Raw genomic sequence first — 26,480 nt, 5'->3', positions numbered from 1 at the left:
CTCACCCGATCACGATCCGTGTGTCTGGCCCCAGCCGCGCCAGCAACCGCAGCATCGCCGATTTCGTCATCGAAACGCAGCCCGCGGTCGGTGCAAAATTCTCGCGCACCAAGTGCAGGAATACCGCGCTGCCGCGGCCGGCGATGCGCGGCGAGGTGTTGTGGTCGATCTCGACAATGAAATCATAAAGGTGATCGTCGCGCTCGAGCCGGTCGCCTTCGCGGCTCCGGTCGCGCCTGATCGGCTGGTTGTAGTGGCGGCTCGCTGGGTCTTCGCACCAGGCATCGTCGGACCGGATGGCGCGGACCGGCAGGAAGGTCCGGGGCCTTGGGTTTCGGTCGGCGCGCCACCACAATTGCCGCGGCCGGAACGTGCCCTTTGGGGTCCCGCCATCTCCCTCGCGCTTGTTGGCCCTGATGCCGCCGCGCCCCAGCGCGACCGGAATGGTCTGTCCGCCGGCCATGAGCCATCCCCGGCGCCGATCGCCCGCGGCGGCCCCAATCCTGATCATGGTGACCGGCCGATCGGGCGAAGCGATTATATAACTATTTGAAATAGCTATATTTTTCATGATAGCTGAGTCTCGATATGGTTCGTCGAGGGGCAAGTGTGCTATATCCCCCATTACAGGACATTCATCCAAATGCGCGGCAATTCTAGGCTAGAGTGCGGTTTCGGCTTGTGAATCGGTAATATCCGCCTACCTCAAGACGAACAAAGACCCGACGTAGATTCTTTCTACCAGCGAGAAGCGCCCGATGGCGCCTGTCGCTGCACCCGCCGCCCCAGAGGATTGTACCCATGGCCAATGCCCGCAAGATCCTGATCGTGGATGACGATACCGATCTGCGCGATACGCTGGTGGAGCAATTGTCGCTGCACGACGAGTTCGAAGCCTCCGCGGTCGATACCGGCGCCAAGGGCGCCAGCGCCGCCAAGGCCAATGCCCCCGATCTGGTGCTGATGGATGTCGGGCTGCCCGATACCGACGGGCGCGAAGTGGTGCGCTCCCTGCGCAAGGGCGGCTTCAAGGCGCCGATCATCATGCTGACCGGACACGACACCGATTCGGATACCATTTTAGGCCTCGAATCCGGCGCCAACGACTATGTCGCAAAGCCGTTCCGGTTTGCGGTGCTGCTGGCGCGGATCCGCGCGCAGCTCCGCCAGCACGAAGCCAGCGAAGACGCGGTGTTTTCGGTCGGTCCCTACAGTTTCCGGCCCGGCTCCAAGATGCTGACCGGCGCCAACGCCAGGAAAGTTCGGCTGACCGAGAAGGAGACCGCGATCCTGCGGTTTTTGTATCGCGCCGGCCAGCTGCCGGTGTCGCGCGAGACGCTGTTGCAGGAAGTGTGGGGTTATAATTCGGGCGTCACCACCCACACCCTGGAAACCCATATCTATCGGCTGCGCCAGAAGATCGAAAAAGATGCCGCCAATCCCGAGATCCTGGTGACGGAAGCCGGTGGCTACAAGCTGGTGCCGTGATACGAATAGGGCCGCGATTCGTATTTTTTGGCTTTGGTTGCGCGCCCCGATCACCGGTCCTGCATGTCGATCGAAGATGATGTTGCCCTGCTCGAGCGCGTCCCGACGCTACGCCTGTTGGGAACGGCCTGCTTGCGCATGCTGGCGATCGGCTCCGAGCAGCGCCCCGTCGCGCGCGGCGACGTGCTGTTCCAGCAGGGCGATGACGCCGACGCCGGCTTTATCGTTCAGCGTGGCGCGTTCCGGATCGAGGATGGCGCCGGCGCCGAGATCATCGCCGGTCCCGGTGCCCTGATCGGCGAACTCGCGCTGATCGCCGCCATGCAGCGGCCCTCCACGGCGACCGCGCTGGAACATTCATCGGTGATCAGGGTGGCGCGCAGCTTGTTTCAGCGGGTGCTGGAGAGCGATCCCGCGGCGGCGCGCCGGCTGCGCGACGAATTCGCCAACCGCACCAGCCAGATCGCCAGCGATATTCTGATGGCGGGCGCCAAGCTGAGCACTTGAATTATCGTCGTCCCTGCGTTCGCAGGGACGACGGCTAGACCTCCAGCGTCACCGTCACCGGCACGTGATCGGACGGCCGTTGCCAGCCGCGCGCATCGCGCAGGATCCGGAAATCGCTGACCGCCTCCTTCAGCGCCCTCGAGACCCAGATGTGATCGAGCCTGCGGCCGCGATCGGCCTGCGTCCAGTCGGCGGCGCGATAGCTCCACCAGGTGTAGACCTTCTCCGACAGCGGAATGCGCATCCGCGCGACGTCGATCCATTCGCCATGGGCCTGGGCGGCCAGCAGCTTCTCGCATTCGATCGGCGTGTGCGACACCACCTTCAGCAACTGCTTGTGCGACCAGACGTCGTTCTCGTAGGGCGCGACATTGAGGTCGCCGACCAGGATATGGCGGTCGTCGCCGCGCGGATGCAGCGGCTCGCAGGATTTCATCTCGTCGAGGAATTGCAGCTTGTGTTCGAATTTCGGATTGAGCGCGGGATCGGGGATATCGCCGCCTGCCGGAACGTAGAAATTGTGCACGACCAGCGGTTTTGTCAGTTGCGCCTTCGCGCCGAAGCCGACCGAGATATGCCGCGAATCGATCTTGTCGCAGAAGGTGCGGATATCGCTGCTCTCGAACGGCAGCTTCGAGACCACCGCGACGCCGTGATAGCCCTTCTGCCCGTTCAGCGCGACGTGTTCATAACCGAGGCGTTTGAAACGCTTCAATGGAAACGCGTCATCGATGCATTTTGTCTCTTGCAGGCACAGCACGTCCGGCCGCGCGGATTTCAGGAATTTGGCGACGAGGTCGATGCGCAGCCGCACCGAATTGATGTTCCAGGTTGTCAGGGAAAAACGCATCGAAGTGATGTAGCAGGGCAAGTACCCGAGCGCACGCCTCTCGCTCCGTCATGGCCGGGCATAGCCGTCAAGGACGGCGTCGCTTCCGCTCGCCTATGCCCGGCCATCCACGTCTTTCTTGTTCCAATGGCAGCAACGACGTGGATGCCCGGGACGAGCTCGGGCATGACGACCTGTTTGGAGCTTCGAGTTCTGTCCCCGCCGATGTAGATCAACGCGCTAGCCCGGCGAGGTCGGATATTTTGTAAAATCGATCTTGAACAGGCCGGGGTCGAGCTTCTTGGAAGAGTCCAGATTGTAGACCGCGACCGTGGTGTCGTAACCCTGCGGGTCGGTCACCGTCCACTGCTTGAGCTGGCCGTCCTTGGCGCCGAGCATCAGCATCAGGCGGCTGGTGCCGATCAGGGTCTGCTTCTCCTCGATGGTGACGCTGATGAACAGATCGTCGGCCGTCACGCTGACGACGTTGGTGTCCTTCATCAGATCGATGCGATCCGACAACAGATAGCGCAGCGGCGTTTGCGACAGCGGGTAGATATCCTGGGTCAAAAGCTTGCGGTCGCGCACCGCCACCGACGACCCATCGGCGATGATGTCGATCGGACTTGGATCGTCATACTCGAAACGCACCTTGCCGGGCTTCTGGATGTAGAAATCGCCCTTGGTCTTGTTGCCATCGGGCCCGACCTGAACGAAACTTCCGACCAGCGTCTGCAGTGACGACAGGTATGAACTGACCTTGGCGGCCTGCGCCTTCTGATTCGCATCGAACGACGCAAAGATATTGGCCGGGACATTGCGGTGCGGATCGGGAATCACCGGATCGGGCGCTGTTGCCGAGGTGGTCCCCGTTGTCAGCTGCGGCTTCTGTGGGTCGGAGGCGCTCATCTGGACGCTGCTGCGGCCTTTCGGCGCAGGCTTGGGAATCGGCACCGTTTGCGCCAGCGCCGAGGTCACGACAGGTTGCGTCACGGCGCCGGCGGTGGATGCCGCTATCAGCAATGCCAGTCCGGTGCGCATGGCAGTGTGAGCGAATTGTTCAGCCATTCTAGATCTGCGATTTCCGTTCAACGCGTGGTGCGGTCGAGCCTTTATGCATTTTATCGTGGTTTGGGCAAAAGGAGCTATCGTTTTTGCGTGAGAATTTGCCTCCCACCCCTTGCCTCAGAAGCGGTCTTCTTCCTCTTCGACCAGAATCTCGCGCTTTCCGGCATGATTGGCCTGGCCGACGATGCCTTCGAGTTCCATGCGCTCCATCAACGAAGCAGCGCGGTTATATCCGATTTGCAGCCGGCGCTGGATATAGCTCGTGGAAGCCTTGCGGTCGCGCTTGACGATTGCCACCGCCTGCGAGAACAGATCGCCGCCGCCATCGCCGCCCATGCCGGTAGCGTCGAATACCGCGCCGTCCTCGTCGGTGGGCTCTTCCGCGGTGACCGCCTCGAGATATTCCGGCTGGCCTTGCGTCTTGAGATGGCGCACCACCTTCTCGACCTCTTCGTCCGAGACGAAGGGTCCGTGCACGCGGCTGATGCGGCCGCCGCCGGCCATATAGAGCATGTCGCCCTGACCGAGCAGCTGCTCGGCGCCCATTTCGCCGAGGATGGTGCGGCTGTCGATCTTCGAGGTGACCTGAAACGAAATGCGGGTCGGGAAGTTCGCCTTGATGGTGCCGGTGATGACGTCGACCGACGGCCGCTGCGTGGCCAGCACCACATGCAGCCCGGCGGCGCGCGCCATTTGCGCCAGCCGCTGCACCGCGCCCTCGATATCCTTGCCGGCGACCATCATCAGGTCGGCCATCTCGTCGACGATGATGACGATGTAGTGCAAGGGATCGAGATCGAGTTTTTCGTCTTCATAGATCGCCTTGCCGGTTTCCTTGTCGAAGCCGGTATGCACCGTGCGGGTCAGATCCTCGCCTTTGGATTTCGCCTCCACCAGCCGCGCATTGTAGCCGTCGATGTTGCGCACGCCGAGCTTGGACATCTTCTTGTAGCGTTCTTCCATCTCGCGCACCGCCCATTTCAGCGCGACCACGGCCTTCTTGGGATCGGTGACGACCGGCGTCAGCAGATGCGGAATGCCGTCATAGACGGAGAGTTCGAGCATCTTGGGGTCGACCATGATCAGCCGGCATTGATCCGGACGCAGCCGGTACAACAGGCTGAGGATCATGGTGTTGATGGCGACCGACTTGCCGGATCCGGTGGTGCCGGCGATCAACAGATGCGGCATCCGCGCCAGATCGACGATGATGGAGTCGCCGCCGATGTTCTTGCCGAGACAGAGCGGAAGCTTGGCGACCGATTCCTGATAGTCCTTGACCGACAGCAATTCGCGCAAATACACCTTTTCGCGATGCGGGTTCGGCAGTTCGATGCCGATGGCGTTGCGGCCGGGAACCACCGCGACACGCGCCGACAGCGCGCTCATCGAACGCGCGATGTCGTCGGAAAGCCCGATCACCCGGGAAGATTTGATGCCCGGCGCCGGCTCCAGCTCGTACAGCGTCACCACCGGGCCCGGATGGGCCTTGACGATTTCGCCGCGGACGCCGAAATCGCCGAGCACGCCTTCCAGCGCGCGCGAGTTGTTATCGAGTTCCGACTTGCTCAGCGGCTGACGGTCGGAAGCCTTCGGTGCGGTCAGCACCGAAACCGGCGGCAGTTCGAACCGGTCGGCTGATTTGCGCGGCTGCGCGCGCGGCGCGGCCTTCTTGCGCGGTGCACGGGCGGCCGGCGCTTCCTCTTCCTCGTCGTCGTCTTCCGCAAAATCGCCTTCACCGTGCGGGGCCAGCGATGGTGCCGCGCCGCCGAGCGTGGGCTCCTGGCGTTCGAACGAGATGGCGCGCGGCGCCGGCGCGCTCGCCACCAGCGAACGATAGGCTGTGGTCAACAGCCATCCAAGCCGGGCCTTGGCGCTCATGGCGGCATGAAATGCCCATCCCAGCGAAACCGAGCCGCCGTCGTCTTCTTCGCCGAACAGGGCGTCGTCGTCCTCGATCGGGGTCAGCTCTTCTTCCTGCGGGCGTGAACCGAGGCCGCCCGCGATCAGGAATGTCGCGGTGGCCGCGGCGAAAAAAATGAAGCCGAGCGCGAGGCGATAGACCAAGCCAGGCGGACCGAACACGACGGCAGGCGCGCGCACCAGCGCGTCGCCGACGACGCCGCCAAGCCCGGTCGGCAGCGGCCAGGCGCCGCCATGCGGCCAACAGCTTGCAAAGCCCGCCGAGATCACCGTGCAGAGGATCCAGCATCCGAGCCGCAGCGCCTCGCGGTCGAAGCCGCGATGCGTCAGCATGCGCCAGCCCCATACCGCGACGGGCAGGATCAGCATGATCGCGCCGAGGCCCAAAATCTGCATCAGGAGATCGGCGCAGATCGCGCCGGGATAACCGACGATGTTGCGGATCGCGCGCGAGGTCGCATGGCTCAGGCTCGGATCCTGCACCGACCATGTCATCAGCGCCGCGGCCGCCACGCCGGACAGCGCGATCAGGCCGAGCCCCGCGAGCTCGCGCAAGCGCCGCGCCAGCGCCTCGCGGATCGAGGCCGGCAATTGGCCGACCAGGGGGATGACTCGTTCGATCGCCGGCATGCTCAATGGGCCTTCGCGACTAGATATTATCCTTGCGCATGATCTTCTCGGAAAACCGGTTCCCACTTTTCCGGATCATGCCTTAGTCCAGAATTTCGACCAGCCTGTGCAACGCTTCGGCTGTTGATTCACTGTCCGACACCAGCGCCAGCCGGATGTAGCCGGCGCCGGGATTGGAGCCGTCGTCCTGCTGACGCGCCAGGTAACTTCCGGGAATCACGCGCACGCCGCCATCCCGGTAGAGTTTCACCGCCGCCGCTTCGTCGCCGCCGCGCATCGAGACGTCGAGCCAGACGCAGAAGCCGCCGGCGGGCCTGACATAGCCGTAGCGGTTGCCGAGAATCTGGTCGGCGAGATCGAATTTTATGCGGTAGAGACGCCGGTTTTCCTCGACATGCGCCTCGTCGCCGTAGGCCGTGACCGCGACATGCTGCAGCGGCACCGGCACCTGGGGCGCGGCGACATTGCGCAGTTCATGGAAGGCGCTGAGAAAATTCCTGTCGCCTGCGGCAAAGCCGACGCGCATGCCCGGCAGGTTCGAGCGTTTCGACAGCGATTGAAACGCGACCACATTGCTGAAATCGGGCCCGGCGCATTCCAGCATGCTGCCGGGCGCCTCTCTGGTGTAGATTTCCGAATAGCATTCGTCGGACAGGATGATGAAGCCGAAACGGTCGGCGAGTTTTTTCAGGCGGCTGAAATAATCCGGCGTGGCGACCGCGCCCTGCGGATTGGCCGGCGAGGCGATATAGATCGCCACCGTTCGCGCCAGCGTGGCATCGTCGAGCGCATCGAGGTCGGGCAAGAATCCATTGGCGCGCGTGGTCGGCAGATAGATCTGTTCGCAGCCCGCGGCGCGGGCGCCGGCGCCATAGGCCGGGTAAAACGGATTGGGCATCAGGATCGCGGGCCGGCCCTTGCGCGCGCCGACATAGCGCGCCGCGGTCAGGGCCGCAAAAAACAGGCCCTCGCGGCTGCCGTTCAGGACCAGAAGCTCGGTCTCGGGGTCGATCGGCCGCGGCAGCTGGAACCGGCTGGAAAGCCATTTCGCCGCTGCCTGCCGGAACGGCTCGATGCCCCTAGCGATGGGATAGCGGCCGAAATCGGCAATGTGTTTTGCCAGCACGGGCCCGACAAAGTCGGGCACCGGGTGCTGCGGCTCGCCCAACGACAGCGTTATCAAAGGCTTGGCCGGCTTGTAGGGGGCCAGCAATTCCGTCGTCCGCGCAAATGGCGAGCGCTCGCTCTCCTGGGTACCGGCGCCCTCTGGCGCGCGGGATGAAGCGGTCATGGCCATACTTTAAAAGCGCCAGCACGGTTGGGTAGCCGATCAAAGGCGAGACCGGCCGGAAAGCGGATCAGACTACCATAGATAAGGCGAGGTTAAGACGCGATTAACCATCGACGCCAACGGCGATTTTGCTAACTTTCCGTAGGATCATCCCGAACGCGCTATTTCGGAGGCCGCCATGCCAATCAAGATCACGAGCAATGGCCGGGTAACGATCCCGAAGCGGGTCCGCGACTACCTTGGAATAGAACCCGGCACTCAGGTTGCCTTCAGGCTTGCTGCCGACGGCAGCATCGTCGTCGAAAGAGCCGACGGGACGCGACCGCCGAGCCGATTTGAGAAACTTCTCGGTAGCGCCGGTCCGGGTCCTTCCACCGACGAGATCATGGCGATGCTTCGCGGGGATGATTCGTAGACCGGACGGGCCGAAGTGAAATCCGGGCTATAGGCTGCGCCCGTTCATCTCCAGCAAAAAGAAAGGGGCTCCAGCTTGCGCTGGAGCCCCTCAACGGTCGGGGCATTGCCGGGTATGTGCCCAAACCGTAGTTCTGGACGCGACCCCCGTGGGGGATCGCGTCCCGGGAGAACTCACATATTGTAGGCGCGCTCGGTGTGCTCGGTGATGTCGAGGCCTTCGCGTTCGGTCTCGACATTGGCACGCAGGCCGACGATGACATCGACGACCTTGTAGAGGATCGCCGAACCGATGCCCGACCACACCAGCGTGGTACAGACGCCCCAGGTTTGCGAGATCATCTGCGCCGCGAAGTCGTAGTCGGCGATCTTGCCGGTGGTGTAGTCCATGATGCCGGCGCCGCCGAGCGCCGGATTCACCAGGATGCCGGTGCCGAGCGCGCCGACGATGCCGCCGATGCAGTGGACGCCGAACACGTCGAGCGAGTCGTCATAGCCGAGCGCGTTCTTCACCACGGTGACGAAGAACAGGCAGACCACGCCGACCACGAGGCCGAGCACGATGGCGCCCATCGGACCGGAGTAACCGGCCGCCGGCGTCACCGCCACCAGACCCGCCACCGCGCCCGAAATCGCGCCGAGCACGGACGGATGGCCCTTGATGATCCACTCCGCGAACATCCACGACAGCGCCGCCGCCGCGGTCGCGACGAAGGAGTTGGTCATGGCCAGCGCCGCGCCGCCATTGGCCTCCAGGTTCGATCCGGCGTTGAAGCCGAACCAGCCGACCCAGAGCAGCGAGGCGCCGATCATCGACATGGTCAGCGAATGCGGTGCCATCAGGTCCTTGCCGTAGCCGACCCGCTTGCCGATCAACAGCGCGCCGACCAGGCCGGCGATGCCGGCGTTGATATGCACCACGGTGCCGCCCGCGAAGTCGATCGCGCCCTTCTTGAAGACCCAACCGGCGTCGGCCATCACGTCATCAAGCTTGGCCTGCGCCGCAGCCTTCGCCGCGGCGTCCGTTCCAGCCGCCGCGAGCGCCTTGACCGCGTCCGAGATCGCATCCGGTCCGGCCCAGTACCAGACCATGTGCGCGATCGGGAAATAGACCAGCGTCGCCCATAGCGGGATGAACAGCGCGACCGCCGAGAACTTCATGCGTTCGGCGAAGGCGCCCACGATGAGCGCCGGCGTGATCGCCGCAAACGTCATCTGGAAGCAGACATAGACGAGTTCCGAGATATTGGCATCGACGCTGAAGGTCGCCGCCTTGGAATCGGTCGTCACGCCCATCAGGAAGGCCTTGGAGAAGCCGCCGATGAAGTCGGACCCGCCGGTGAAGGCCAGGCTGTAGCCGTACAGCGCCCAGATGATGGTGACGATGCAGACGGTGTAGAATACCTGCATCAATACCGAGAGCATGTTCTTGGAACGGACCAGACCGCCATAGAACAGCGCAAGGCCGGGGATCGTCATCAACAGCACCAGCACCGTCGAGGTCAGCATCCAGGCATTATCGCCCTTGTTGATGGTTGGTTCGGCATAGGCAGCTGTTGCCGTGAACAGGCCGACTGCGAGGGCCGCCAATCCCGCGCGATAGGGACGTTTGAACGTCATTTTGTTTAACTCCTGATTGAATCTGGGTTGAGCGCGAAATCAGAGGGCCGCGGCATCGGCCTCGCCGGTGCGGATGCGAACCGCATGGTCGAGGTTGATGACGAAGATCTTGCCGTCGCCGATCTGCCCGGTTTTCGCGGCCGCGGTGATGGCTTCGATGGTCTTGTCGACTTGGTCCGAGGCGACAGCGACCTCGATCTTGATCTTGGGCAGGAAACTCACGGCGTATTCGGCGCCGCGATAGATTTCCGTATGGCCCTTTTGCCGGCCGTATCCCTTGACTTCCGTCACCGTTAGTCCGTGGACGCCGATGGCGGTCAGGGCGTCACGTACTTCCTCAAGTTTGAATGGCTTGATGATCGCCATAACAATTTTCATGGGTCTTTGTCCCCGCTTGGGCCCGGTCGAGAGGCGACCGGACGTTCTGGACTGAGTTCACCACGCGGAGAAACTTCACTACGCGGCCACAGCCGGAGCGATAGAATCAAATGCCGTGCCAGATCGGCCGTACGCCCTAACGGGCTACGAACGCGGTCGTTTTTGTGCTTTGCGAAAGATGGGTGGAGCTACGCCATTCCGCTGCGCCTAGAATCTAATCAGGTCGGCCCAAAACGTAGGCACGACAGACTCCAGACATAATCTTGCCCACTCGGAGGGCAGCAAAGCGGTATTGGGATGGGCAATCCTACTGTAGAGCCTCGCCGTGCTGCGAAATATCCAGGCCTTCCAGTTCATGCGCCTTGGAAACCCGGAGCGGCACGAACGCACTGACGAGCTTCAGCAGCACATAGGTGATGCCGGCGGACCACGCGAAAGTGACGGCTACGCCGTAGAACTGAATCAAAAGCAGCCGCGGATTGCCCTCGATCAGGCCAGAGGTTCCCCCGATCGACGCGGTCGCAAAGACGCCTGCCAGCAGAATCCCGGTCATTCCGCCGACGCCGTGGACGCCGAACACATCGAGCGAATCGTCATAATCGAAACGGCGCTTCAGCCAGGTGCAGGCCCAGTAGCACACGAGGCCCGCCACGATGCCGATGATGATGCCCTGCCAGGGCGTGACGAAGCCGGAGGCCGGCGTAATCGTCCCGAGGCCTGCGACGGCGCCGGAAATCATCCCGAGCACCGATGGCTTGCGCTGCGTCGTCCATTCGATCGCGCCCCAGGTCAGCGCGCCGGCGCAGGCCGCCAGATGGGTTGCGATGATCGCCATCACGGCGCGCGAATTGGCCGCCAGCGCCGATCCGCCGTTGAAGCCGAACCAGCCGACCCACAACAGTCCGGTGCCCATCACCGCCAGCGACAGATCGAACGGCGACAAATTCTCGACGCCATAGCCGAGCCGCTTGCCCAATACCCTGGCCGCGACCAGGCCGCCGGCGCCGGCCGACAGATGCACCACCAGGCCGCCGGCGAAATCGATGACGCCGGCGGCGCCGAGGAAGCCGCCGCCCCAGACCCAGTGGGCGAGCGGAACATAGACGAACATGAACCACAGCATCGAGAACAGCAGATAGGCCGAAAACCGCATCCGGTCCGCGACCGAGCCCGCCACCAGCGCCACGGTGATGATCGCAAACGTCATCTGGTAGAGCATGAACAGGCCTTCCGGAATGGTCTTTGCCGCGGGATTGACGCTGTCCATCGTCATCCCCGCGAGAAACCAGCGATCGAGCGTGCCGAGCCACGGACCGTCGCCGACGAAGGCCAGCGAATAGCCGAACGCCACCCACAGGATCGAGATGATGGCGACGGCCGCCAGACTCTGCGCCATCGTCGCCAGCACGTTCTTCTTGCGCACCATGCCGGCATAGAACAGCGCCAGGCCCGGTATCGTCATCATCAAGACCAGCGCGGTGGCGACGATCATCCAGGCGGTGTCGGCGGCGTTGATCTCGGCGGTTTCGGCAAAGGCCGGTGTGGCAAACGAAACGATCGCTCCAACAACAATTGGCGCAGCCGATCTCGTTGCACGCAACGCATGTGCCCCCATGGTATTTCCCCAGCAGTTTCTATGGATCGCAGGGCCGGCGACGTTGCCGGATGCGGTGGAAGCGCTGCGACGACGAGCGCAAGGCAGAGCGTTTTCGAGCGAAGTGGTTACCGGTTCGCGTGAAAACGCATCAAAGCAAGAATCTAGAGCGCGTCGCTGTCGGTCTCGCCGGTGCGGATCCGAAGCGCGTGATCGATCGGCGTCACGAAGATCTTGCCGTCGCCGATCTGGCCGGTGCGCGCGCTCGCGGTGATGACGTCGACCGCCTTGTCGGCGAGGTCGGAGGCGACCGCGATTTCGATGCGGAGCTTGGGCAGGAAATTCACGACATATTCGGCGCCACGGTAGATTTCGGTGTGGCCCTTCTGGCGGCCGTAGCCCTTGACCTCGGTGACCGTCATGCCGTGGACGCCGATCGCGGTCAGCGCCTGGCGCACCTCGTCGAGCTTGAAGGGTTTTATGATGGCAACAACGAGTTTCATGGTCAGGCCTTCATCTTCCGAGGTGTCCGGTTGGTCGCGCCGTGGTTCGCGCTCCGGCAAGTCTGTCATCTTTCTGTGCAATTGGCACAAAAAGTTTGCAACTGGAAACGAAAAACGATTGCTGCGTCTTGCTCCCTTTCGATAGGCTGCGCGTACTGAGCTAGGATTTTCAGAGATTATTGGATTTTTTTCGCCAAAGGCGGCTGCAGCCAGCACCGCTGTCGGTGCCTTGGGGGATTGAAATGGCAGACCAATCCTGGTTTTTCGCCTCGCAGGGACAGCAGCAAGGTCCCTATCCGGAAGCCCAGTTACGCCAATTCATCGCATCGCGGGTGGTCACCGCCGAGACGCTGGTCTGGACCGAGGGCATGGCGAACTGGCAAAAGGCGGGGGATATCCCCGGCCTATTTTCCGGCCCCTCGGGTCCGCCAGCGTTTCCGCAATCCGGCGGCCCGCTGATGAATGCCGGTGGTCACGCCGGCGGCCCGCTTTCGATCGATTTCGGAATCTGGGAGTTCGTCTGGCGGTCTCTGGTTTTCTCCTTCGGCCTGATATTCATCATTCCCGGTCCGTGGGTCACTCTCATGTACTGCAGGTGGATCGTTTCCTGCGTGCGTGTACCGCAGCGGCCAAATCTCGTCTTTACCGGCAGGCTCGTCGACGCGATGTGGTTCTACGCCTTCGCGATGGTTTTTGTCGTAGCGGCGCTGACCGAATCGAAGGCGATCAATGCCGGGACAAACTTCGTCCAGTTGATGATGTACTGGCTGCTGGTCAAATGGTTCATTGCCAATCTCAGTTCGAACGGACAACCGCTTGGATTGCAGTTCTCGGGGTCGTTCTGGGGCTTCCTTGGCTGGAGCCTGTTGGCCGCCCTTTCAATCATCACCATCATCGGCTGGGCGTGGGTCTATGTGGCGCAAATACGCTGGATGTGCCGTCATATCGGAGGCACGCGGCGCGACGTCGTTTTCAACGGCACGGGGCTCGAGTTTCTCTGGCGCACGCTCGCGATCGTGCTTGGCTTCGCCGGTGCTGGGTTCATAGCCGTCATGTTCGCCAGCATCTTGCCGGAGTTTTTGAAGTATATTGTCGGATTCGCGCTCTTCCTTCTCCTCGCTTTCGGAGTTCTGCCGTGGGCTTACCGCTGGCAGTTTCGCTGGCTGGTGTCGCAGGTCGCGTTGGTCGAGAAATATCTGCAGCCCAACGCGTGAACGCGATCACTTGCGCTGGCGCAGCGAGCCTTCCTGCGCCACGGAAGCCACCAGCGTGCCGTCCTGCTTGAAGATCATGCCCCGCGTCAGGCCGCGGCCGCCCTGCGCGCTCGGCGAGTCCTGGGCGTAGAGCAGCCATTCGTCGGCGCGGAACGGGCGGTGAAACCACATCGCGTGATCGAGGCTTGCCGGCATCATCCGCTTGTCGAACAGGGTGCGGCCGTAGCGCGCCATCGCCGCGTCCAATAGCGAGAAGTCCGACGCATAGGCCAGTGCGCACATATGCAGCGCCGGATCGTCCGGCAATTTCGAGGCGGTCCGGATCCAGACATGGATGCGGCCGTCCTCGATCTTTTGGCCGAAATAGCGGCCGAGCTCGACCGGGCGCAGCTCGATCGGGCGGTCGGATTCGTAATAGCGGCGGATGAATTCCGGCATCTCGCGGAACATCGGCTGCTTTGCCACTTCCTCGGCGGTGAGTTTTTCCGGCGGCGGCACGTCGGGCATCTTGTCCTGGTGGTCGAACGCGGCCTGTTCCTCGACATGGAACGACACCATGATCGAGAAGATCGCGTTGCCGTGCTGGATCGCGGTGACCCTTCGGGTCGTATAGCTCTTGCCGTCGCGCAGGCGCTCGACCTCGTAGATGATCGGAAACTGCGGATCGCCCGGCAGGATGAAATAACAATGCAGCGAATGCGGCAGCCGGCCTTCGACGGTGCGGCACGCCGCCACCATCGCCTGCCCGATCACCTGCCCGCCGAACACCCGTTGCCAGCTCGTCTTCGGGCTGTTGCCGCGAAACAGGTTCACCTCGAGCGGTTCCAGATCGAGAATGGAAATCAGGTCAATCAGGCCTTTGGACATGGCGGCGCTTTCAGATGACCCTGTTGTCATTCCGGGGCGATGCGAAGCATCGAACCCGGAATCTCGTCATTCCGGGTCTGGTCCTTCGGACCATCCTGGAATGACGACGGGGATGAGTCTTGTTTCGAGCCCCTGTTTCGCCCAGCTATAGTCATGTAGCAAGTATAGTCCATGACGTGAGTTGACGAGGACGGGAATGCCGGCACAGCGAAGCATTGTCATCGGCGGTGGCGCGTTCGCAGGGCTGGCGCTGGCGCTGGCGCTGCGTCAGGGCCTTGGCGCCGATATCGGCGTCATCGTCGCCGATCCGGCGCTGGCGATGCGGCCGAGCCGCGATCCCCGCGCGACTGCGATTGTCGCCGCCTGCCGACGGCTGTTCGAGGCCATCGGCGTATGGGAGCAGGTCGCGGCCGGCGCGCAGCCGATCCTGGACATGGTCGTCACCGATTCGAAGCTGGAGGACGCCACCCGTCCGGTGTTCCTGACCTTTGCCGGCGATGTCGAGCCCGGCGAGCCGTTCGCGCACATGGTCGAAAATCGCCATCTGATCGATGTGCTGGCGGCGCGCGCGGAAGCGGCGGGCGTCGAGCTTCGCGCCACCGCGGTTGCGGATTTTGCCTCGCGCCCCGACGGCGTCGATGTGACGCTGGCCGACGGCAGCACCATCGAGGCGAGCCTTTTGGTAGCGGCCGACGGCGCGCGCTCGAAACTGCGCGAGCGCGCCGGCATCGCCACCCATGGCTGGGAATACGACCAGTCCGGCATCGTCGTCACCGTCGGCCATGAGCGCGACCATCATGGCCGCGCCGAAGAACATTTTCTGCCCGCGGGGCCGTTTGCGATCCTGCCTTTGACCGGAAACCGTTCGTCGCTGGTCTGGACCGAGAAGCGCAGCGCAGCCGCGCGCATTGTCGCATTGAGCGAAGAGGATTTTCACGCCGAACTCGAGCAGCGCTTTGGCCTGCATCTCGGCGAGATCAAGGCGCTCGACAAGCCGCGCGCGTTCCCGCTGCATTATTTCGTGGCGCGTTCGTTCATCAGTGAACGGCTGGCGCTGGTCGGCGACGCCGCGCATGTGATTCACCCGATCGCCGGCCAGGGGCTGAATATGGGCCTGAAGGACGTCGCCGCGTTGGCTGAAGTGGTCGTCGATGCCGCGCGGCTCGGTATGGATCTGGGCCAAGCCGACGTGCTCGAGCGCTATCAGCGCTGGCGGCGGTTCGACACCATGGCGATGGGGTTTGCCACCAATTCGCTCAATCTTCTGTTCTCCAACGAATCGAGGTTGCTGCGCGCCGCGCGTGACATCGGGCTCGGGCTGGTCGACCGCACGCCGCCCCTGAAAAGCCTGTTCATCCGCCAGGCGGCCGGGCTGGCCGGCGAAGTGCCGCGGTTGTTGAAGGGCGAGGCGCTGTAAGAATTCCAATTTTCTCGTCATGCCCGGGCTTGTCCCGGCCATCCACGTCTTGCTTTTCTTCGTTGAAAGACGTGGATGGCCGGGACAAGCCCGGCCATGACGAATGTTCGGGAAGCGACTTACTGAATCTTCCCCGTGTCGCCGCCGAGGATGAACGCCGCGACCGCCTCGATCAGGTCCGGATCCAGCGCGCGTTCCGGCTGATTGTAGGCGGCGAGATCGTCGCCATCGTCCACGACATCGACCAGCACATGGTTCATGTCATCGAGCCACAGCGTCTTCGCCGTTGGCGCCGCCGCGGTCAGCGCGATGAAATCCAGTCGCGCCAGCTGCCGGTCGCGGCCGCCGGCGATGATCAGCGTCGGCGCTTCGACCAGTTTCAGGGGCGCGATCGGGTCTTCCGTGAAGGCCGATGCGATGCCGGGCTGCATCGCCGGCGGGATCGAGAGCCCCTGTGGCGGCGGGTCGACGATCTGGCCGGCCATGATGTCGTCGATCGCCTTGGCGATCGGCGTGAACGTTTCCGCGGGCAATTTCTTCTCGAGCTGCGCCTTGAGCAGGTCGCCCTGCCGCCGCGCCGCGGTGGCCAGCAGCACCAGCCGATCGACCGGAACGCGCCGCGCGGTCAGGATCGCGACCAGGCCGCCTTCGCTGTGCCCGACCAGGATCACCTTCGAGAATTTGCCGCGCAGATAATCCACCAGCGCGGCCGCATCGTCGACATAGTCCTTGAAGCGGAAATCCTCCGGCCGGCCGAATTCCGGCTTCCATCCGCCGGCGCCGCGCTTGTCGTAGCGCAGCGTCGCGATCTTGCGCGCGGCAAGTTGCTCGGCGAGCTTCTTCAAGGTCGCGGGTTTGATCTGCGGTCCGTTGCCGTCACGGTCGGTGGTACCGCTACCCGCGATCAGGAGTGCGACCGGCGGGCGCTCGACGTCGGGCGGGACCCTCAGCACCGCGTCGATGGCGCCGACGTGGATCTGGCTCTCCTCGGCGGAGGCATTCGCGGCCACAGCCAACAGGCCGACTATGGCGAGTGCGCGAAGGATCGTGCGAGCGCGCATGCCTCTCACTCGATCTTCCGCGCTTCTTCCGGCAGCATGATCGGGATGCCGTCGCGGATCGGATAGGCGAGCTTGGCGGAACGCGAAATCAGCTCCTGCCGCGCCGCGTCGAATTCGAGCGGACCCTTGGTCAGCGGACAGACCAGGATCTCCAGCAATTTCGGGTCGACGGTGCCTTCGAGGCGTTCGGGCGGGGAACTCATGCTGTTGTCTCCGGCGTGTAGCGGGCTCTCCTAGCATATCCGATCCAGACCGGTAGCGGCGCGGCTAGTTTTGCAGGGCGATCCGGATCAGTTCATCGAGTACCGCCTGCTGTCTTGCTTTCGGCAACGGTCTATCCGACTGCGCAAAGCCGACAAATGCCCAATAGAGAATTTGCGCCCGGGCGCGGGCCACGTCCGGCGCAAGCCCGGCGTCCCGGAGCAGTTTCTCCACATAGCTCAAGCGCCGCCGATCGATGGCCTGGACCGCGGCTCTCGCTCCGGGATCGACGGTTGCCCAGGTCCGCACCGCGTTCTCCAGCGAGAGCCTGCCGCCGAACGCCTGCCGCAGCAATATCGGGATCGCGTCGTCGTGGCCCGTGGCGGCCTCCAGATTGGCGATGATCCGTTCGGCGGCGACCTCGCGCCAGTGCTTCAGGATCGCGGCGTGGAACGCGCCGATATCGGCGAAATGCCAGTAAAAACTGCCGCGCGACACCCCCATCGCCTTGGCCAGCGGCTCGGCCTTCAGCGCGGTAAAGCCGCTTCTCGCCAGCGCTTTGAGGCCCTGGTCGAGCCAATCCCTGGCGGAAAGTTGATCGGTCATGGCGGTCCTTGCGACATCTCACCATACACCAGTGTATTGACAGGCGCCACCGTGGCCTCTAGACACCATACAGTGCTGTATGGAGGCCGACGCGATGCGCGATGTATTGCTGCAATGCTCAGGCGTGGCCGCGATTATTGTGGCCCTGATCCATGGCGTACTCGGCGAAACCAGGGTGTTTCCGCGCGTTACCACCCGGCCCGAGCGCCTGCTGACGCTGGTCCGGCTGGTTTGGCAGGCCGGCACGGTAGCCTGGATCGGTGCCGGCGTGCTGCTGTTCGCAGCCCCCTGGATGGGTTCGGAGCTGGCGCGGCACTGGATCGTCGTGACGCTGTCATGTGTGTTCGCCTTCGGCGCGCTGGCCAATGCGTTCGCCACCCGCGGCCGCCACTTCGGCTGGATGGCGCTCAGCGCAGTGATCGCGCTGGCGGTCGCCGGGTATTAGGATTGCGTCATCAGACTCACGGCCGCCTGCTGTCGCGCGCCCTGATCCAGGCATCGACCGCCGGCAGTGCGCGCGCCTTGAGATCGGCGGAAATCGCGATCGTTTCCAGCGCACGCGCCGTCGTCACCCGGCCGCCGGAGGTCGCCTGCGCGGGGGCGAAATGCGCGAGTTCGGCGGCATGCTCGTCATCGCTGAAATTGGTCATGAAGCCGGCGACGAAGAGGTCGCGGAACTGAGGTCCGAGCTTGGTCGACAGCGCATCGAAGTTCGACTTGACGAAATCCCAGGCCAGGTCCGGCTGCTCGCCGGTCGAGGCGACGGTGTTGATGATGTTGCCGATGATGGTGTTCGGCATTTCATCGGTCAGGGTCAGCGCCAGCGTGGCCTTGGCAAGTTCCGGGTCGCGGGCGGAAGCGGCGGCGTAATAGTAGCGCAGGCGCTCGTTGGTTGCCGTGCTGTTGCGCGCCATCGCCAGCAGCATGTCGTAGCTTTCGCGATTCGCTCCGAGGCCGACGAGCTGGGTGACGGCATCGCGCAGCGTGCCCGGCAGCGATGACGGGTTCTGCCGGAAGCCGTCGAACCGCCGTTTGGCCTCGGTAAGGACATCGGGGTCGCCGAATTCGCCGAGCGCCCAGATCAGGCTGGAGCGCAGCAGGGTATCGTCATCGTCACCCGAGCCGCTGCCGTCCCAGCCGAGCCGGTCGAGCAGCGGCCGCAGCCTTGCGCGCGCATAGGCCTGCAGCGCCGGACGCTCAGTGCGGCCGAGCGCGAGATGATCGAGCCGGGTCAGGCTGCCGATCGCCTGGTCCCACACGGCGCGCTGGTCGTCGAGGCTGATCGCATCGACCAGCGCCAGGTAGGACGCGGGCTCGGCGCGGCCGGCCTGCACCAGCGCCCAGCCGTCGGCGAGAAAATTGAGCCGGTCTTCCGGCGTCAGCAGCGCCAGCGACCTTGTCAGTGCCCCGCGGCTCACGGGGCCGTACTCGACCCGATAATAGCCGATGTCGCCGAGATTGACCTTGATGGCCTCGCCGCAGGTTCCGGCTGCGATCTCGGCGGTGCCATCGAGCAGCAGGACATCGGGCGGCCGCGTGGAGCCGAGCGGTCCGACCGCGACCGGAATTTGCCAGTGCCGCGGCGGCAAGCGAGATGCGGCATTGCCGGGCGCGATCACAAATCGATCCTGCCGCAGCGTCATGCGCTGGTCGTCGCCGCTGCAGCTGGTCTCGACGGAGATCAGCGGCACGCCGTCCTGCTCGGTGAAGGAGGCGGCGATGCCGCTTACCTTCTTGCCGGCCGCGTCTTCCAGCGCCTGCCAGAGATCGGCGGTGGTGGTGTTGCCATAGGCGTGCGCGGCCATGTAGCGGCGGATGCCGTCGCGGAACGCGTCTTCGCCAAGATAGTTTTCCAGCATCCGGATCAACGCCTGACCCTTGTTGTAGGTGATGCCGTCGAAGGCGGTCATCGCCTCGCTCTGGTCGGCGACCGGCTGCTGCACCGGATGCGAGGTGCGCCGCGCATCCAGCGTCATCGCATATTGTTTTTGCGCGTAGCCGTTCAGCCAGGTCTTCCATTGCGGATAGAAATGCGAAGCCGCCTTCTCCTGCATCCAGCTGGCAAAACCCTCGTTGAGCCAGAGGTTGTCCCACCAGCCCATGGTGACGAGATCGCCGAACCATTGGTGCGCCATCTCATGCGCCAGCACGCTGAAAATGGGTCGCCGCGCGGTATCGGGCGTGGTGGCGGGATCGAACAACAGCCGGCTTTCGAAGAAGGTGATGCCGCCCCAGTTTTCCATGGCGCCGCCGAAGCCGCCGGGCACCGCGATCAGGTCGAGCTTGGGCAGCGGGTATTTCACCCCGAAATAATCATTGTACCAGGAGAGCAGCTTGACGGCGTTGTCGAGTGCAAACCGCCCCTGCCCGCTCTTGCCCGCGGTCGTGACCACGCCGACCGTCACGCCGTCCACCTCCGCCGTGATGCGCTCGAGTTCGCCCGCGGTGAGCACGAACAGGTAGCTCGACATTTTCGGCGTCGGCGCGAAGGAAACCCGCTTCAGGTCCGGCGCGACCGGCTCCTCATGCGCGACCGGCATGTTGCCGACCGCGAGGAAATTTTGCGGCACGGTCACATCAAGCGCAAAGGTCGCCTTGAACGCGGGCTCGTCCCAGCACGGAAAGATCCGCCGCGCATCGGCCGGCTCGAGCTTGCTGGAAATCAGGCGCTTGACGCCCCTGTCGGTCGGATAATCGACGCTGAACAGCCCGGTGCCGAACTTGTTGATCCGCGCCGTAAAGCCGATGTGCAGCCGATGCGGGCCGGTGCCGAGCGGTTGCGGAAACGCCAGCGTCGCGGTTTCGGCCGCGGCATCCAGCGTGACGTCGGCGCGCTGTGCCTCGTCGTCGACCGTCACTGATGCGAAGGTGGTGTTGACCGCATTGAGGACGAGCCTGGCGGTCGGCTCGCGCACCTCGATATCGATGGTCTCGACCCCGGGAAGCGCGAGAGTCCTGAGATCGGGCGTCAGCTCGATCGCATAATGGACGGGAATGATCGTCTTCGGCAGCTTGCCCGGCGCGGCATCGAAGGAAAACACGGGCTCGGCCGCAGCGCCGGAGATCGACAAGACCAGGGCGGCGGCTGCCGCCGCGAGGCCGACAGGTTTGCGAAAGGCGGACGCCATGGCGAGAGAATCCTTCGTCAACGCCATGACTTGACCTCGCTACTGCAGCCCCGTATCGCCGCTGGTGCGCTTCTTGGCGAGATCCATCTCGGTGACCGCGATCAGGATTTCCGCGCGGGTCTTGAGGTCGGGCGCCTCCAGCATCGCCTGCTTTTCCGGCGGCCCGTAGGGCGACATCATGGCCAGCGCGTTGACCAGCGCCTCGTTCGGCGCGCTTTCGACGCCTTCCCAGTCCACCTTGAGATTGTTGGCCTTGAGGAAATCCGTCAGCACCGCGAGCAGCGCCTCGCGGTCGACGGCTTCCTCGCCCTTGCGCGCAGTGAAATCGTCGAGATACGGGAAATAATCCACCTTGCACTGCCGGTACGCCGTCAGCACGGTCATCTCCTCGAGCACCTTGAAGCGCGCGATGCCGGTGAGTTCGAGGATGTAGCGGCCGTCGCCGGACTCGGCGAGCTGGGTAATGCGTCCGACGCAGCCGACCCGAAACAGCGCCGGCTTTGTTTCGCTCCGGCTATGGGTCACATCGGGCTGGATCATCCCGATCAGCCGGTGACCGTCGCGAAAGCAATCATCCACCATCGCCAGGTAGCGCGGCTCGAAGATGTTGAGCGGCATCTGGCCGCGCGGCAGCAGCAGCGCACCGGGCAAGGGAAATACCGGGATCACCTCGGGGAGGTCGCCGGGCCCGCGATATTCGGCATTGATCGGCATCGGCGCCCCGCGGTGCTGATTGCGCGCGCTTAAGAGAACAGTATGGTCGACAGCTTCTTGCGGCCTTCGACGGTGGCCTCGTCGGTCGGTCCCCACGCCTCGAAGAACTGCACCAGCTGCTTGCGCGCGCCGTCCTCGTTCCATTTGCGGTCGCGCTTGACGATTTCGAGCAGCTGCTGCGTTGCCTCGGTGCGCTTGCCCGCGGCATTGAGCGCGGTCGCAAGGTCAAATCGCGCCTGATGATCGAGCGGGTTTGCGGCGACCTTCTGTTCCAGCTCGGTGACGGGTCCGACCGCCTGGGCCTGCTCGGCGAGATCGATGGAGGCCTGCACCGCCTTGACGGCGGCGTCACTGCGTTTCGATTCCGGCACCATGGCCAGCGTCTGCTTGGCCTGCTCGATGGCCCCGGTCGCCACGTAGCATTTGGCGAGCCCCGCGAGCGCCGCGATGTTGGTGGCGTCGGCCGCCAGCACTTCGGCATAGATTTGCGCTGCCGTGGCGGCATCGCCCTCGGCGAGCACGGCTTCGGCCTCTTTGAGGATCTCCGCGATATTGGGCTCGCCGGGCATGCCCGCGGTCAGCTTGTTGATGAACGCGGTGACCTGGCTCTCCGGCACCGCGCCCATGAAACCGTCGGCAGGCTGGCCGTTGACGAACGCAATGACCGCCGGGATCGACTGGATTCCCATCTGGCCGGGGATCGACGGATGATCGTCGATGTTCATCTTGACCAGCTTGACCTTGCCCTTGGCGGCGCGGACCGCCTTTTCCAGGATCGGCGTCAGCTGCTTGCAGGGACCGCACCAGGGCGCCCAGAAGTCGATCAGCACCGGCTGGCGCTTCGATTCCTCGATCACGTCCTTGACGAAGGTCTGGGTGGTGGTTTCCTTGATCAGATCGGGCGCCGGTGCGCTGCCTTGCTCTACGATGGTCACGGGAATCCTCGCCTGATGTCTTGAAGGGTGGGGCTGTTTAGCACGGCCTTTGGCCGCGGTTCAGAAGTTCTCCTCCCCCAGATGGCGGTTTGGCCGGAAATTTCAATCGCTTCCGTTGGGCGGCGAAGCCTCGCTGACGGCCGGACGGGCGCTGCGGGGCTGGTTCGGCAAATGGCTCGAATCGCTGCGTGAGACGTTGGACCCTCGATCCGCCGGGTTGCCGCCGGAGAGGGCGAAAACCACGGTTTAGCCGCCCCAATCCCGGTTTTAGGGCCGATTCGGCGCCGGGCCCGGCCCGCGCGTCGGCTGTTGCATTCACGGGCGGCATTTGGCATAGCTCTGCCCCTGACGGCGCGCGATCGCCGCCTAGAGGATGCGGGTGTAGCTCAGTGGTAGAGCACGACCTTGCCAAGGTCGGGGTCGAGGGTTCGAGCCCCTTCGCCCGCTCCAAGATTTTCCGAGAAGTGGCAGAGTTGGACGAAGGTCCGCTGCGTCAGCGGGCTTTTTGTTTTGCCTCGGTGTGCGTCGGTCACCGCCTTCACCGGAGCCGCGCGATCTCGCGTTCCGGATCGAGATGTTTTGGCCTCCAGCCGAGTTCGCGCCGCGCCTTGGCGCCGCTCAGTTGTTGGTCGAGCCCAAAACCCCTGGCCCATTCGCCGAGTTCGGCCGCGATCGCGTCAGGGGAGACGATCTGCGGTTCCTGATGCCGCGTGCCGAAACGTTTTGCGAAGGCGCGTGCGATTCGGCCGACGGAAAACCCGTCGATGGCCGCACCGATATAGCTCGACCGCGCCGGCGCGCGCTCGAGCGCCAGCACGTAGAGATTCGCGAGATCGTCGGCGTGCACCAGCGGCCAGCGGATCGCCTCGCTTTCCACCACCCGGATCGCGTCGCGTTCGATGGCCTCGCGGGCGAAGCGGCGGAACACGCCACCGTCTGCCGTGTAGACCATGGCCGGATGGATCACGATGCCATCGACCTCAGGCGATGTCAGTATTCGCGCCAGATGCGGGGCCATCCATGCGAAGGCACCGAGCGGGCGAAACGGCGTGTCCTCCGTCGCAACCTCATCGCCGGTCGCGCCGAACAGCCAGCAGCCGCCAGTATAGATGAAGCGCGGCTTTTTCGGCTGCGCGGCAAGCCGGGGCAGCAGCCCGTCGAGCAGGCGGGCATCGATCGCGCCCATCTCGGTCGCGAAATCGCAGGCCGCATGAATGACCGCGTCGATCGGCGGAAGCCTCGCGATCCAGCGCGCGGGCGCGGCGATGTCGCCTTCGACCGGCGTCGCGCCGCAGCCGCGGAGTTTCGCGGCTGACACGTCGGACCGCGCCAGCGCCCAGACCTCGTGCCCACGTTTATCGAGCTCGCGCACGATGGGCGAGCCGATCGAGCCAGTTCCGCCCAGCACGAAAATGCGCACAGGCCCCTCCTTACCGAGCGTGCTCGGACTGCCCGCGCTATAGGCAAGGCAATATGACGCGTATGCAGCGCACGATACCGCAGCGCAGCGCGAGCGCAAAAATCGTCTCGAATGAAAACGATCTAAAGAAATTTCTTCTCTATTCGTTTTCGCCGGATCGAGCGGAGCGGCACGCGCTTCTCTCACGCAAAGGATGTGATAGCATCCTGCCGTCTGTTCCACTTCACATCAGACCAAACACGTCTCTCGAAGGCGCTGAAAATAAATAAACACGCGCAGCCGCTCGGCTGCATAGGGAGTGACGCGATGAAATCGGCTTTCAATCGATCTATTCTTGCGCTCGCAGCAATCGCCGTTGTCGCCGGGGCCGGCCAGGCCAACGCACAGCAAACCAACCCGCCGGCAGGCGGTCTCCACAGCTACCAGTCCGGCACCAAGGAGTTCTGGACCCATCCACCGGACGACTGGTTCCTCGGCGACGAGACCGAGGCCCAGAAGGGTCTTGCACCGCCATCCGGCCCGCCGACCGGCGCGTCGGAAGCCGAACTCGCCGCATTGATCAAGAAGATCAAGCTGCCGCCGGGCTTCAAGATCGAAGTCTATGCGCCGGGCGTGCTGGCGGCGCGGCAGATGGCCTGGGGCGACAAGGGCACCCTGTTCGTCGGCTCCTTCGGCCTCGGCAACGTCTACGCCATCACCGACAATAATGGGAAGAAAGAGGTCAAGACCATCCTCAAGGGGCTGAACATGCCCACGGGGCTCGCCTTCAAGGACGGCGCGCTCTACGTCATCGCGGTCAACCAGCTGATCCGGTATGACAACGCCGAGGCCAATCTCGGCAATCTCGGTTCCGGCAAGGTGGTCTATGACGACATGCCGTCCTACGCGGCGCATGGCTGGAAGTATCTCGCGGCCGACAAGGACGGCTGGTTCTACATTCCGTTCGGACCTCCCTTCAACATCGGGATTCCGCCGACCAGCGTATCGCAGATCCGCCGCGTCGATCCCAAGACCGGCAACGCCGAAATCGTGGCGCTCGGCGTCCGCAACAGCGTCGGCGGCGACGTCGATCCGCGCAGCGGCAAATACTGGTTCACGGAAAATGCACGCGACTGGATCAGCGACGATCTGCCGAGCGACAAGCTCAACATGATCTCGAAGATGGGCGAGCATTTCGGCTATCCCTACTGCCACCAGGGCAACCTGCCGGACAAGAAGTTCGCGATGGGTCACAATTGTTCGGAGTTCACCCCGCCGGTGCTCAATCTCGGCGCGCATGTGGCACCGCTCGGCATGAAGTTCTACACCGGCAACCAGTTCCCGGCCGATTACAAGAACAGCATCCTGATCGCCGAACACGGCTCATGGAACCGGCATAAATATCAGGGCGGCCAGATCGTGCGCGTGATCGTCGGCCCCGACGGCAAGAATCCGAAGTCGGAAGTGTTCGCTTCCGGCTGGATCGAAGGCGACCGGGGCTATCTCGGCCGGCCGGACGACATCATCCTCGACAAGGATGGTTCGATCCTCGTCGCCGACGACTGGGCGGGTGCGATCTATCGCATCAGCTACAAGAAATAGGATTTGACCTGTCACGGGCTGCGGCCACTCGGGAACGGGTGGCCGCAGCTTTGCGTTTGTGGTTGGTAAGCCAACCCAACCACAGTCGTCATGCCCGGACTTGATCCGGGCATCCATCGAAATAAAAACATCTCGCGAACGAGATGGATTGCCGGGTCAAGCCCGGCAATGACGAAGGAAGAGGGATGATGATGCGGGTCGCTTTCGTCGGGATACTGTCCCTCGCAATGATCTTCGGATCATTTGCCCACGCCGCCGACAATGCCGCCGCAAAGGAAAAGGCGGAACTCTGCGCGGGCTGTCACGGCGACAGCGGCATTTCGCAGACCGAGAACACGCCCTCGCTGGCGGGCCAGCCCGACCAGTTCCTGCAGTGGCAGCTGGTGTTCTTCCGCGGCGGTTCGCGCAAGAGCGACCAGATGCAGCCGGTTGCGGAAACGATCAGCAACGACGATATCCGCACCCTCGGCGCCTATTTCGCCGCGCTGACGCCGCCGAAGGCGGCGCCCGACGACAATCCCGATCTGTCGAAGAAGGGCGCGCAGGCCGCGGTGGGGCGGCGCTGCGCGTCATGTCACACCGATAGCTTCGCCGGCACCCAGGCGGTGGCGCGGCTGGCCGGCCAGCGCGAGGAATATCTGGTGAAAGCGCTGCACGACTACAAATCCGGTGTCCGCTCCGGCGGCGCCGGCGCGGCCATGACCGACGTCGCCTATCCCCTCAGCGATGAGGAAATCGAAGCGCTCGCGCACTATCTCGCGCATTTGTGAAGTCTTCGGAAGCGCTGGAGCTCTTACCCTCCCCTGGAGGGGGAGGGTCGACGCGAATGAAATGAGCGGCGGGGTGGGGTGACAGTCTCTCCCCTTGAACAGTGCCCGAGTTGATAGACCGTCACCCCACCCCGTCTCGCATCTTGCTTCGCGCGATGCGAGCCGACCCTCCCCCTCCAGGGCAGGGCTATCGCATATGGCTGAGAGCAGCCATGAGGAAGGCGTTATCCCATCCGGCGCGTTTGATTTTTCGCCGCAGGGAGGCTCGATCTGGGTGAGTTCGCAGGATGTTGAGGGCGAGCCTGCGCATGGTGGCGAGGT

The 26,480-nt window shown here is 63.8% G+C and carries 25 protein-coding genes, 1 tRNA gene and 1 pseudogene; 9 read left to right on the top strand and 18 right to left on the bottom strand.

Annotation, left to right across the window (positions count from 1 at the left end; translation table 11 throughout):
* Position 1: 1 nt before the first annotated feature.
* Positions 2-511 carry a L,D-transpeptidase family protein gene (locus VK804_RS19965; RefSeq protein WP_414642815.1) on the bottom strand — a complete coding sequence of 170 codons (510 nt, stop codon included), beginning with the start codon at positions 509-511 and terminating at the stop codon, positions 2-4.
* A 290-nt stretch (positions 512-801) separates the two neighbouring features.
* Here VK804_RS19965 and VK804_RS19960 point away from each other — a divergent pair, with 290 nt between their 5' ends.
* Both VK804_RS19960 and VK804_RS19955 read left to right on the top strand, forming a co-directional pair.
* Positions 802-1,488: a response regulator transcription factor gene (locus VK804_RS19960; RefSeq protein ID WP_024514994.1), complete on the top strand. Its 687-nt coding sequence runs from the start codon at positions 802-804 to the stop codon at positions 1,486-1,488.
* Between the two features lie 63 nt (positions 1,489-1,551).
* Positions 1,552-1,995, top strand: coding sequence for a cyclic nucleotide-binding domain-containing protein (locus tag VK804_RS19955; protein ID WP_325373392.1), 444 nt, complete (start codon positions 1,552-1,554; stop codon positions 1,993-1,995).
* Between the two features lie 34 nt (positions 1,996-2,029).
* Here the strand turns inward: VK804_RS19955 and VK804_RS19950 are convergent, their stop codons facing one another.
* The 4 genes from VK804_RS19950 to VK804_RS19935 form a co-directional block, all read right to left on the bottom strand.
* The gene (locus tag VK804_RS19950) at positions 2,030-2,845 is read right to left on the bottom strand and encodes an exodeoxyribonuclease III (protein WP_325373390.1); all 816 of its coding nucleotides are present in this window, start codon (positions 2,843-2,845) and stop codon (positions 2,030-2,032) included.
* 219 nt (positions 2,846-3,064) lie between these two features.
* The gene (locus VK804_RS19945; protein WP_325373416.1) at positions 3,065-3,865 is read right to left on the bottom strand and encodes an outer membrane lipoprotein carrier protein LolA; all 801 of its coding nucleotides are present in this window, start codon (positions 3,863-3,865) and stop codon (positions 3,065-3,067) included.
* Between the two features lie 144 nt (positions 3,866-4,009).
* Entirely contained in the window at positions 4,010-6,445 is a 2,436-nt protein-coding gene (locus tag VK804_RS19940; RefSeq protein WP_414642816.1) for a DNA translocase FtsK, read from the bottom strand.
* Between the two features lie 82 nt (positions 6,446-6,527).
* A complete protein-coding gene (locus VK804_RS19935; RefSeq protein WP_325373386.1) occupies positions 6,528-7,742 on the bottom strand; it encodes an aminotransferase class I/II-fold pyridoxal phosphate-dependent enzyme in 1,215 nt (404 codons plus the stop codon).
* Between the two features lie 172 nt (positions 7,743-7,914).
* On the opposite strand from VK804_RS19935, the gene VK804_RS19930 reads away from it, so the two are divergent.
* The gene (locus VK804_RS19930; protein ID WP_325373384.1) at positions 7,915-8,151 is read left to right on the top strand and encodes an AbrB/MazE/SpoVT family DNA-binding domain-containing protein; all 237 of its coding nucleotides are present in this window, start codon (positions 7,915-7,917) and stop codon (positions 8,149-8,151) included.
* A 173-nt stretch (positions 8,152-8,324) separates the two neighbouring features.
* On the opposite strand, the gene VK804_RS19925 is transcribed toward VK804_RS19930, so the two are convergent.
* From VK804_RS19925 to VK804_RS19910, 4 genes are all read right to left on the bottom strand, one after another.
* Positions 8,325-9,770 carry an ammonium transporter gene (locus VK804_RS19925; RefSeq protein ID WP_325373382.1) on the bottom strand — a complete coding sequence of 482 codons (1,446 nt, stop codon included), beginning with the start codon at positions 9,768-9,770 and terminating at the stop codon, positions 8,325-8,327.
* Positions 9,771-9,809: 39 nt separating this feature from the next.
* Entirely contained in the window at positions 9,810-10,148 is a 339-nt protein-coding gene (locus VK804_RS19920) for a P-II family nitrogen regulator (RefSeq protein WP_325373380.1), read from the bottom strand.
* A 307-nt stretch (positions 10,149-10,455) separates the two neighbouring features.
* Positions 10,456-11,763, bottom strand: coding sequence for an ammonium transporter (locus tag VK804_RS19915; protein ID WP_325373378.1), 1,308 nt, complete (start codon positions 11,761-11,763; stop codon positions 10,456-10,458).
* A 143-nt stretch (positions 11,764-11,906) separates the two neighbouring features.
* Positions 11,907-12,245: a P-II family nitrogen regulator gene (locus VK804_RS19910; RefSeq protein ID WP_325373376.1), complete on the bottom strand. Its 339-nt coding sequence runs from the start codon at positions 12,243-12,245 to the stop codon at positions 11,907-11,909.
* Positions 12,246-12,424: 179 nt separating this feature from the next.
* On the opposite strand from VK804_RS19910, the gene VK804_RS19905 reads away from it, so the two are divergent.
* Complete coding sequence (locus tag VK804_RS19905; RefSeq protein ID WP_325373375.1) at positions 12,425-13,459, top strand: DUF4339 domain-containing protein; 1,035 nt, start codon at positions 12,425-12,427, stop codon at positions 13,457-13,459.
* 6 nt (positions 13,460-13,465) lie between these two features.
* Here the strand turns inward: VK804_RS19905 and tesB are convergent, their stop codons facing one another.
* Positions 13,466-14,326, bottom strand: coding sequence for an acyl-CoA thioesterase II (gene tesB / locus VK804_RS19900; protein ID WP_325373373.1), 861 nt, complete (start codon positions 14,324-14,326; stop codon positions 13,466-13,468).
* 196 nt (positions 14,327-14,522) lie between these two features.
* Between tesB and VK804_RS19895 the strand changes: the two genes are divergently transcribed.
* Entirely contained in the window at positions 14,523-15,743 is a 1,221-nt protein-coding gene (locus tag VK804_RS19895; RefSeq protein WP_325373371.1) for a ubiquinone biosynthesis hydroxylase, read from the top strand.
* Between the two features lie 119 nt (positions 15,744-15,862).
* Here VK804_RS19895 and VK804_RS19890 read toward each other — a convergent pair whose 3' ends face one another.
* The 3 genes from VK804_RS19890 to VK804_RS19880 all read right to left on the bottom strand — a co-directional run bounded on the left by VK804_RS19890 (position 15,863) and on the right by VK804_RS19880 (position 17,611).
* Positions 15,863-16,804 carry an alpha/beta hydrolase gene (locus VK804_RS19890; protein ID WP_325373369.1) on the bottom strand — a complete coding sequence of 314 codons (942 nt, stop codon included), beginning with the start codon at positions 16,802-16,804 and terminating at the stop codon, positions 15,863-15,865.
* Positions 16,805-16,809: 5 nt separating this feature from the next.
* The gene (locus VK804_RS19885) at positions 16,810-17,007 is read right to left on the bottom strand and encodes a Trm112 family protein (protein ID WP_079540522.1); all 198 of its coding nucleotides are present in this window, start codon (positions 17,005-17,007) and stop codon (positions 16,810-16,812) included.
* A 64-nt stretch (positions 17,008-17,071) separates the two neighbouring features.
* Positions 17,072-17,611 (bottom strand): TetR/AcrR family transcriptional regulator, encoded by a 540-nt coding sequence (locus tag VK804_RS19880; RefSeq protein WP_325373364.1) that lies wholly within the window; start codon positions 17,609-17,611, stop codon positions 17,072-17,074.
* 94 nt (positions 17,612-17,705) lie between these two features.
* Here VK804_RS19880 and VK804_RS19875 point away from each other — a divergent pair, with 94 nt between their 5' ends.
* Complete coding sequence (locus VK804_RS19875; RefSeq protein WP_325373362.1) at positions 17,706-18,056, top strand: hypothetical protein; 351 nt, start codon at positions 17,706-17,708, stop codon at positions 18,054-18,056.
* Positions 18,057-18,072: 16 nt separating this feature from the next.
* Here VK804_RS19875 and VK804_RS19870 read toward each other — a convergent pair whose 3' ends face one another.
* The 3 genes from VK804_RS19870 to trxA are packed head-to-tail and all read right to left on the bottom strand — an operon-like array spanning position 18,073 to position 22,388.
* Positions 18,073-20,766, bottom strand: coding sequence for a M1 family metallopeptidase (locus VK804_RS19870; protein WP_325373360.1), 2,694 nt, complete (start codon positions 20,764-20,766; stop codon positions 18,073-18,075).
* A 12-nt stretch (positions 20,767-20,778) separates the two neighbouring features.
* Positions 20,779-21,453: an LON peptidase substrate-binding domain-containing protein gene (locus VK804_RS19865; RefSeq protein WP_325373358.1), complete on the bottom strand. Its 675-nt coding sequence runs from the start codon at positions 21,451-21,453 to the stop codon at positions 20,779-20,781.
* 29 nt (positions 21,454-21,482) lie between these two features.
* On the bottom strand, positions 21,483-22,388 hold the full coding sequence (trxA, locus tag VK804_RS19860) for a thioredoxin (RefSeq protein ID WP_325373356.1): 906 nt from the start codon (positions 22,386-22,388) through the stop codon (positions 21,483-21,485).
* Between the two features lie 375 nt (positions 22,389-22,763).
* On the opposite strand from trxA, the gene VK804_RS19855 reads away from it, so the two are divergent.
* Positions 22,764-22,838, top strand: a tRNA-Gly gene (locus VK804_RS19855).
* Positions 22,839-22,926: 88 nt separating this feature from the next.
* Here VK804_RS19855 and VK804_RS19850 read toward each other — a convergent pair.
* On the bottom strand, positions 22,927-23,808 hold the full coding sequence (locus VK804_RS19850; RefSeq protein ID WP_325373354.1) for an NAD-dependent epimerase/dehydratase family protein: 882 nt from the start codon (positions 23,806-23,808) through the stop codon (positions 22,927-22,929).
* 306 nt (positions 23,809-24,114) lie between these two features.
* On the opposite strand from VK804_RS19850, the gene VK804_RS19845 reads away from it, so the two are divergent.
* A complete protein-coding gene (locus VK804_RS19845; RefSeq protein ID WP_325373352.1) occupies positions 24,115-25,389 on the top strand; it encodes a PQQ-dependent sugar dehydrogenase in 1,275 nt (424 codons plus the stop codon).
* A gap of 191 nt (positions 25,390-25,580) precedes the next feature.
* Positions 25,581-26,159, top strand: coding sequence for a c-type cytochrome (locus VK804_RS19840; RefSeq protein ID WP_325373414.1), 579 nt, complete (start codon positions 25,581-25,583; stop codon positions 26,157-26,159).
* 187 nt (positions 26,160-26,346) lie between these two features.
* Here VK804_RS19840 and VK804_RS19835 read toward each other — a convergent pair.
* Positions 26,347-26,480 (bottom strand): annotated as a pseudogene (locus VK804_RS19835) (ISAs1 family transposase); the annotation flags it as partial.

Origin of the sequence: Bradyrhizobium sp. (assembly GCF_035484855.1) — a bacterium.
GTDB lineage: Bacteria > Pseudomonadota > Alphaproteobacteria > Rhizobiales > Xanthobacteraceae > Bradyrhizobium.
Note: the sequence above shows the minus strand (reverse complement) of the source record. Positions and strands in the feature narration are given on the sequence as shown.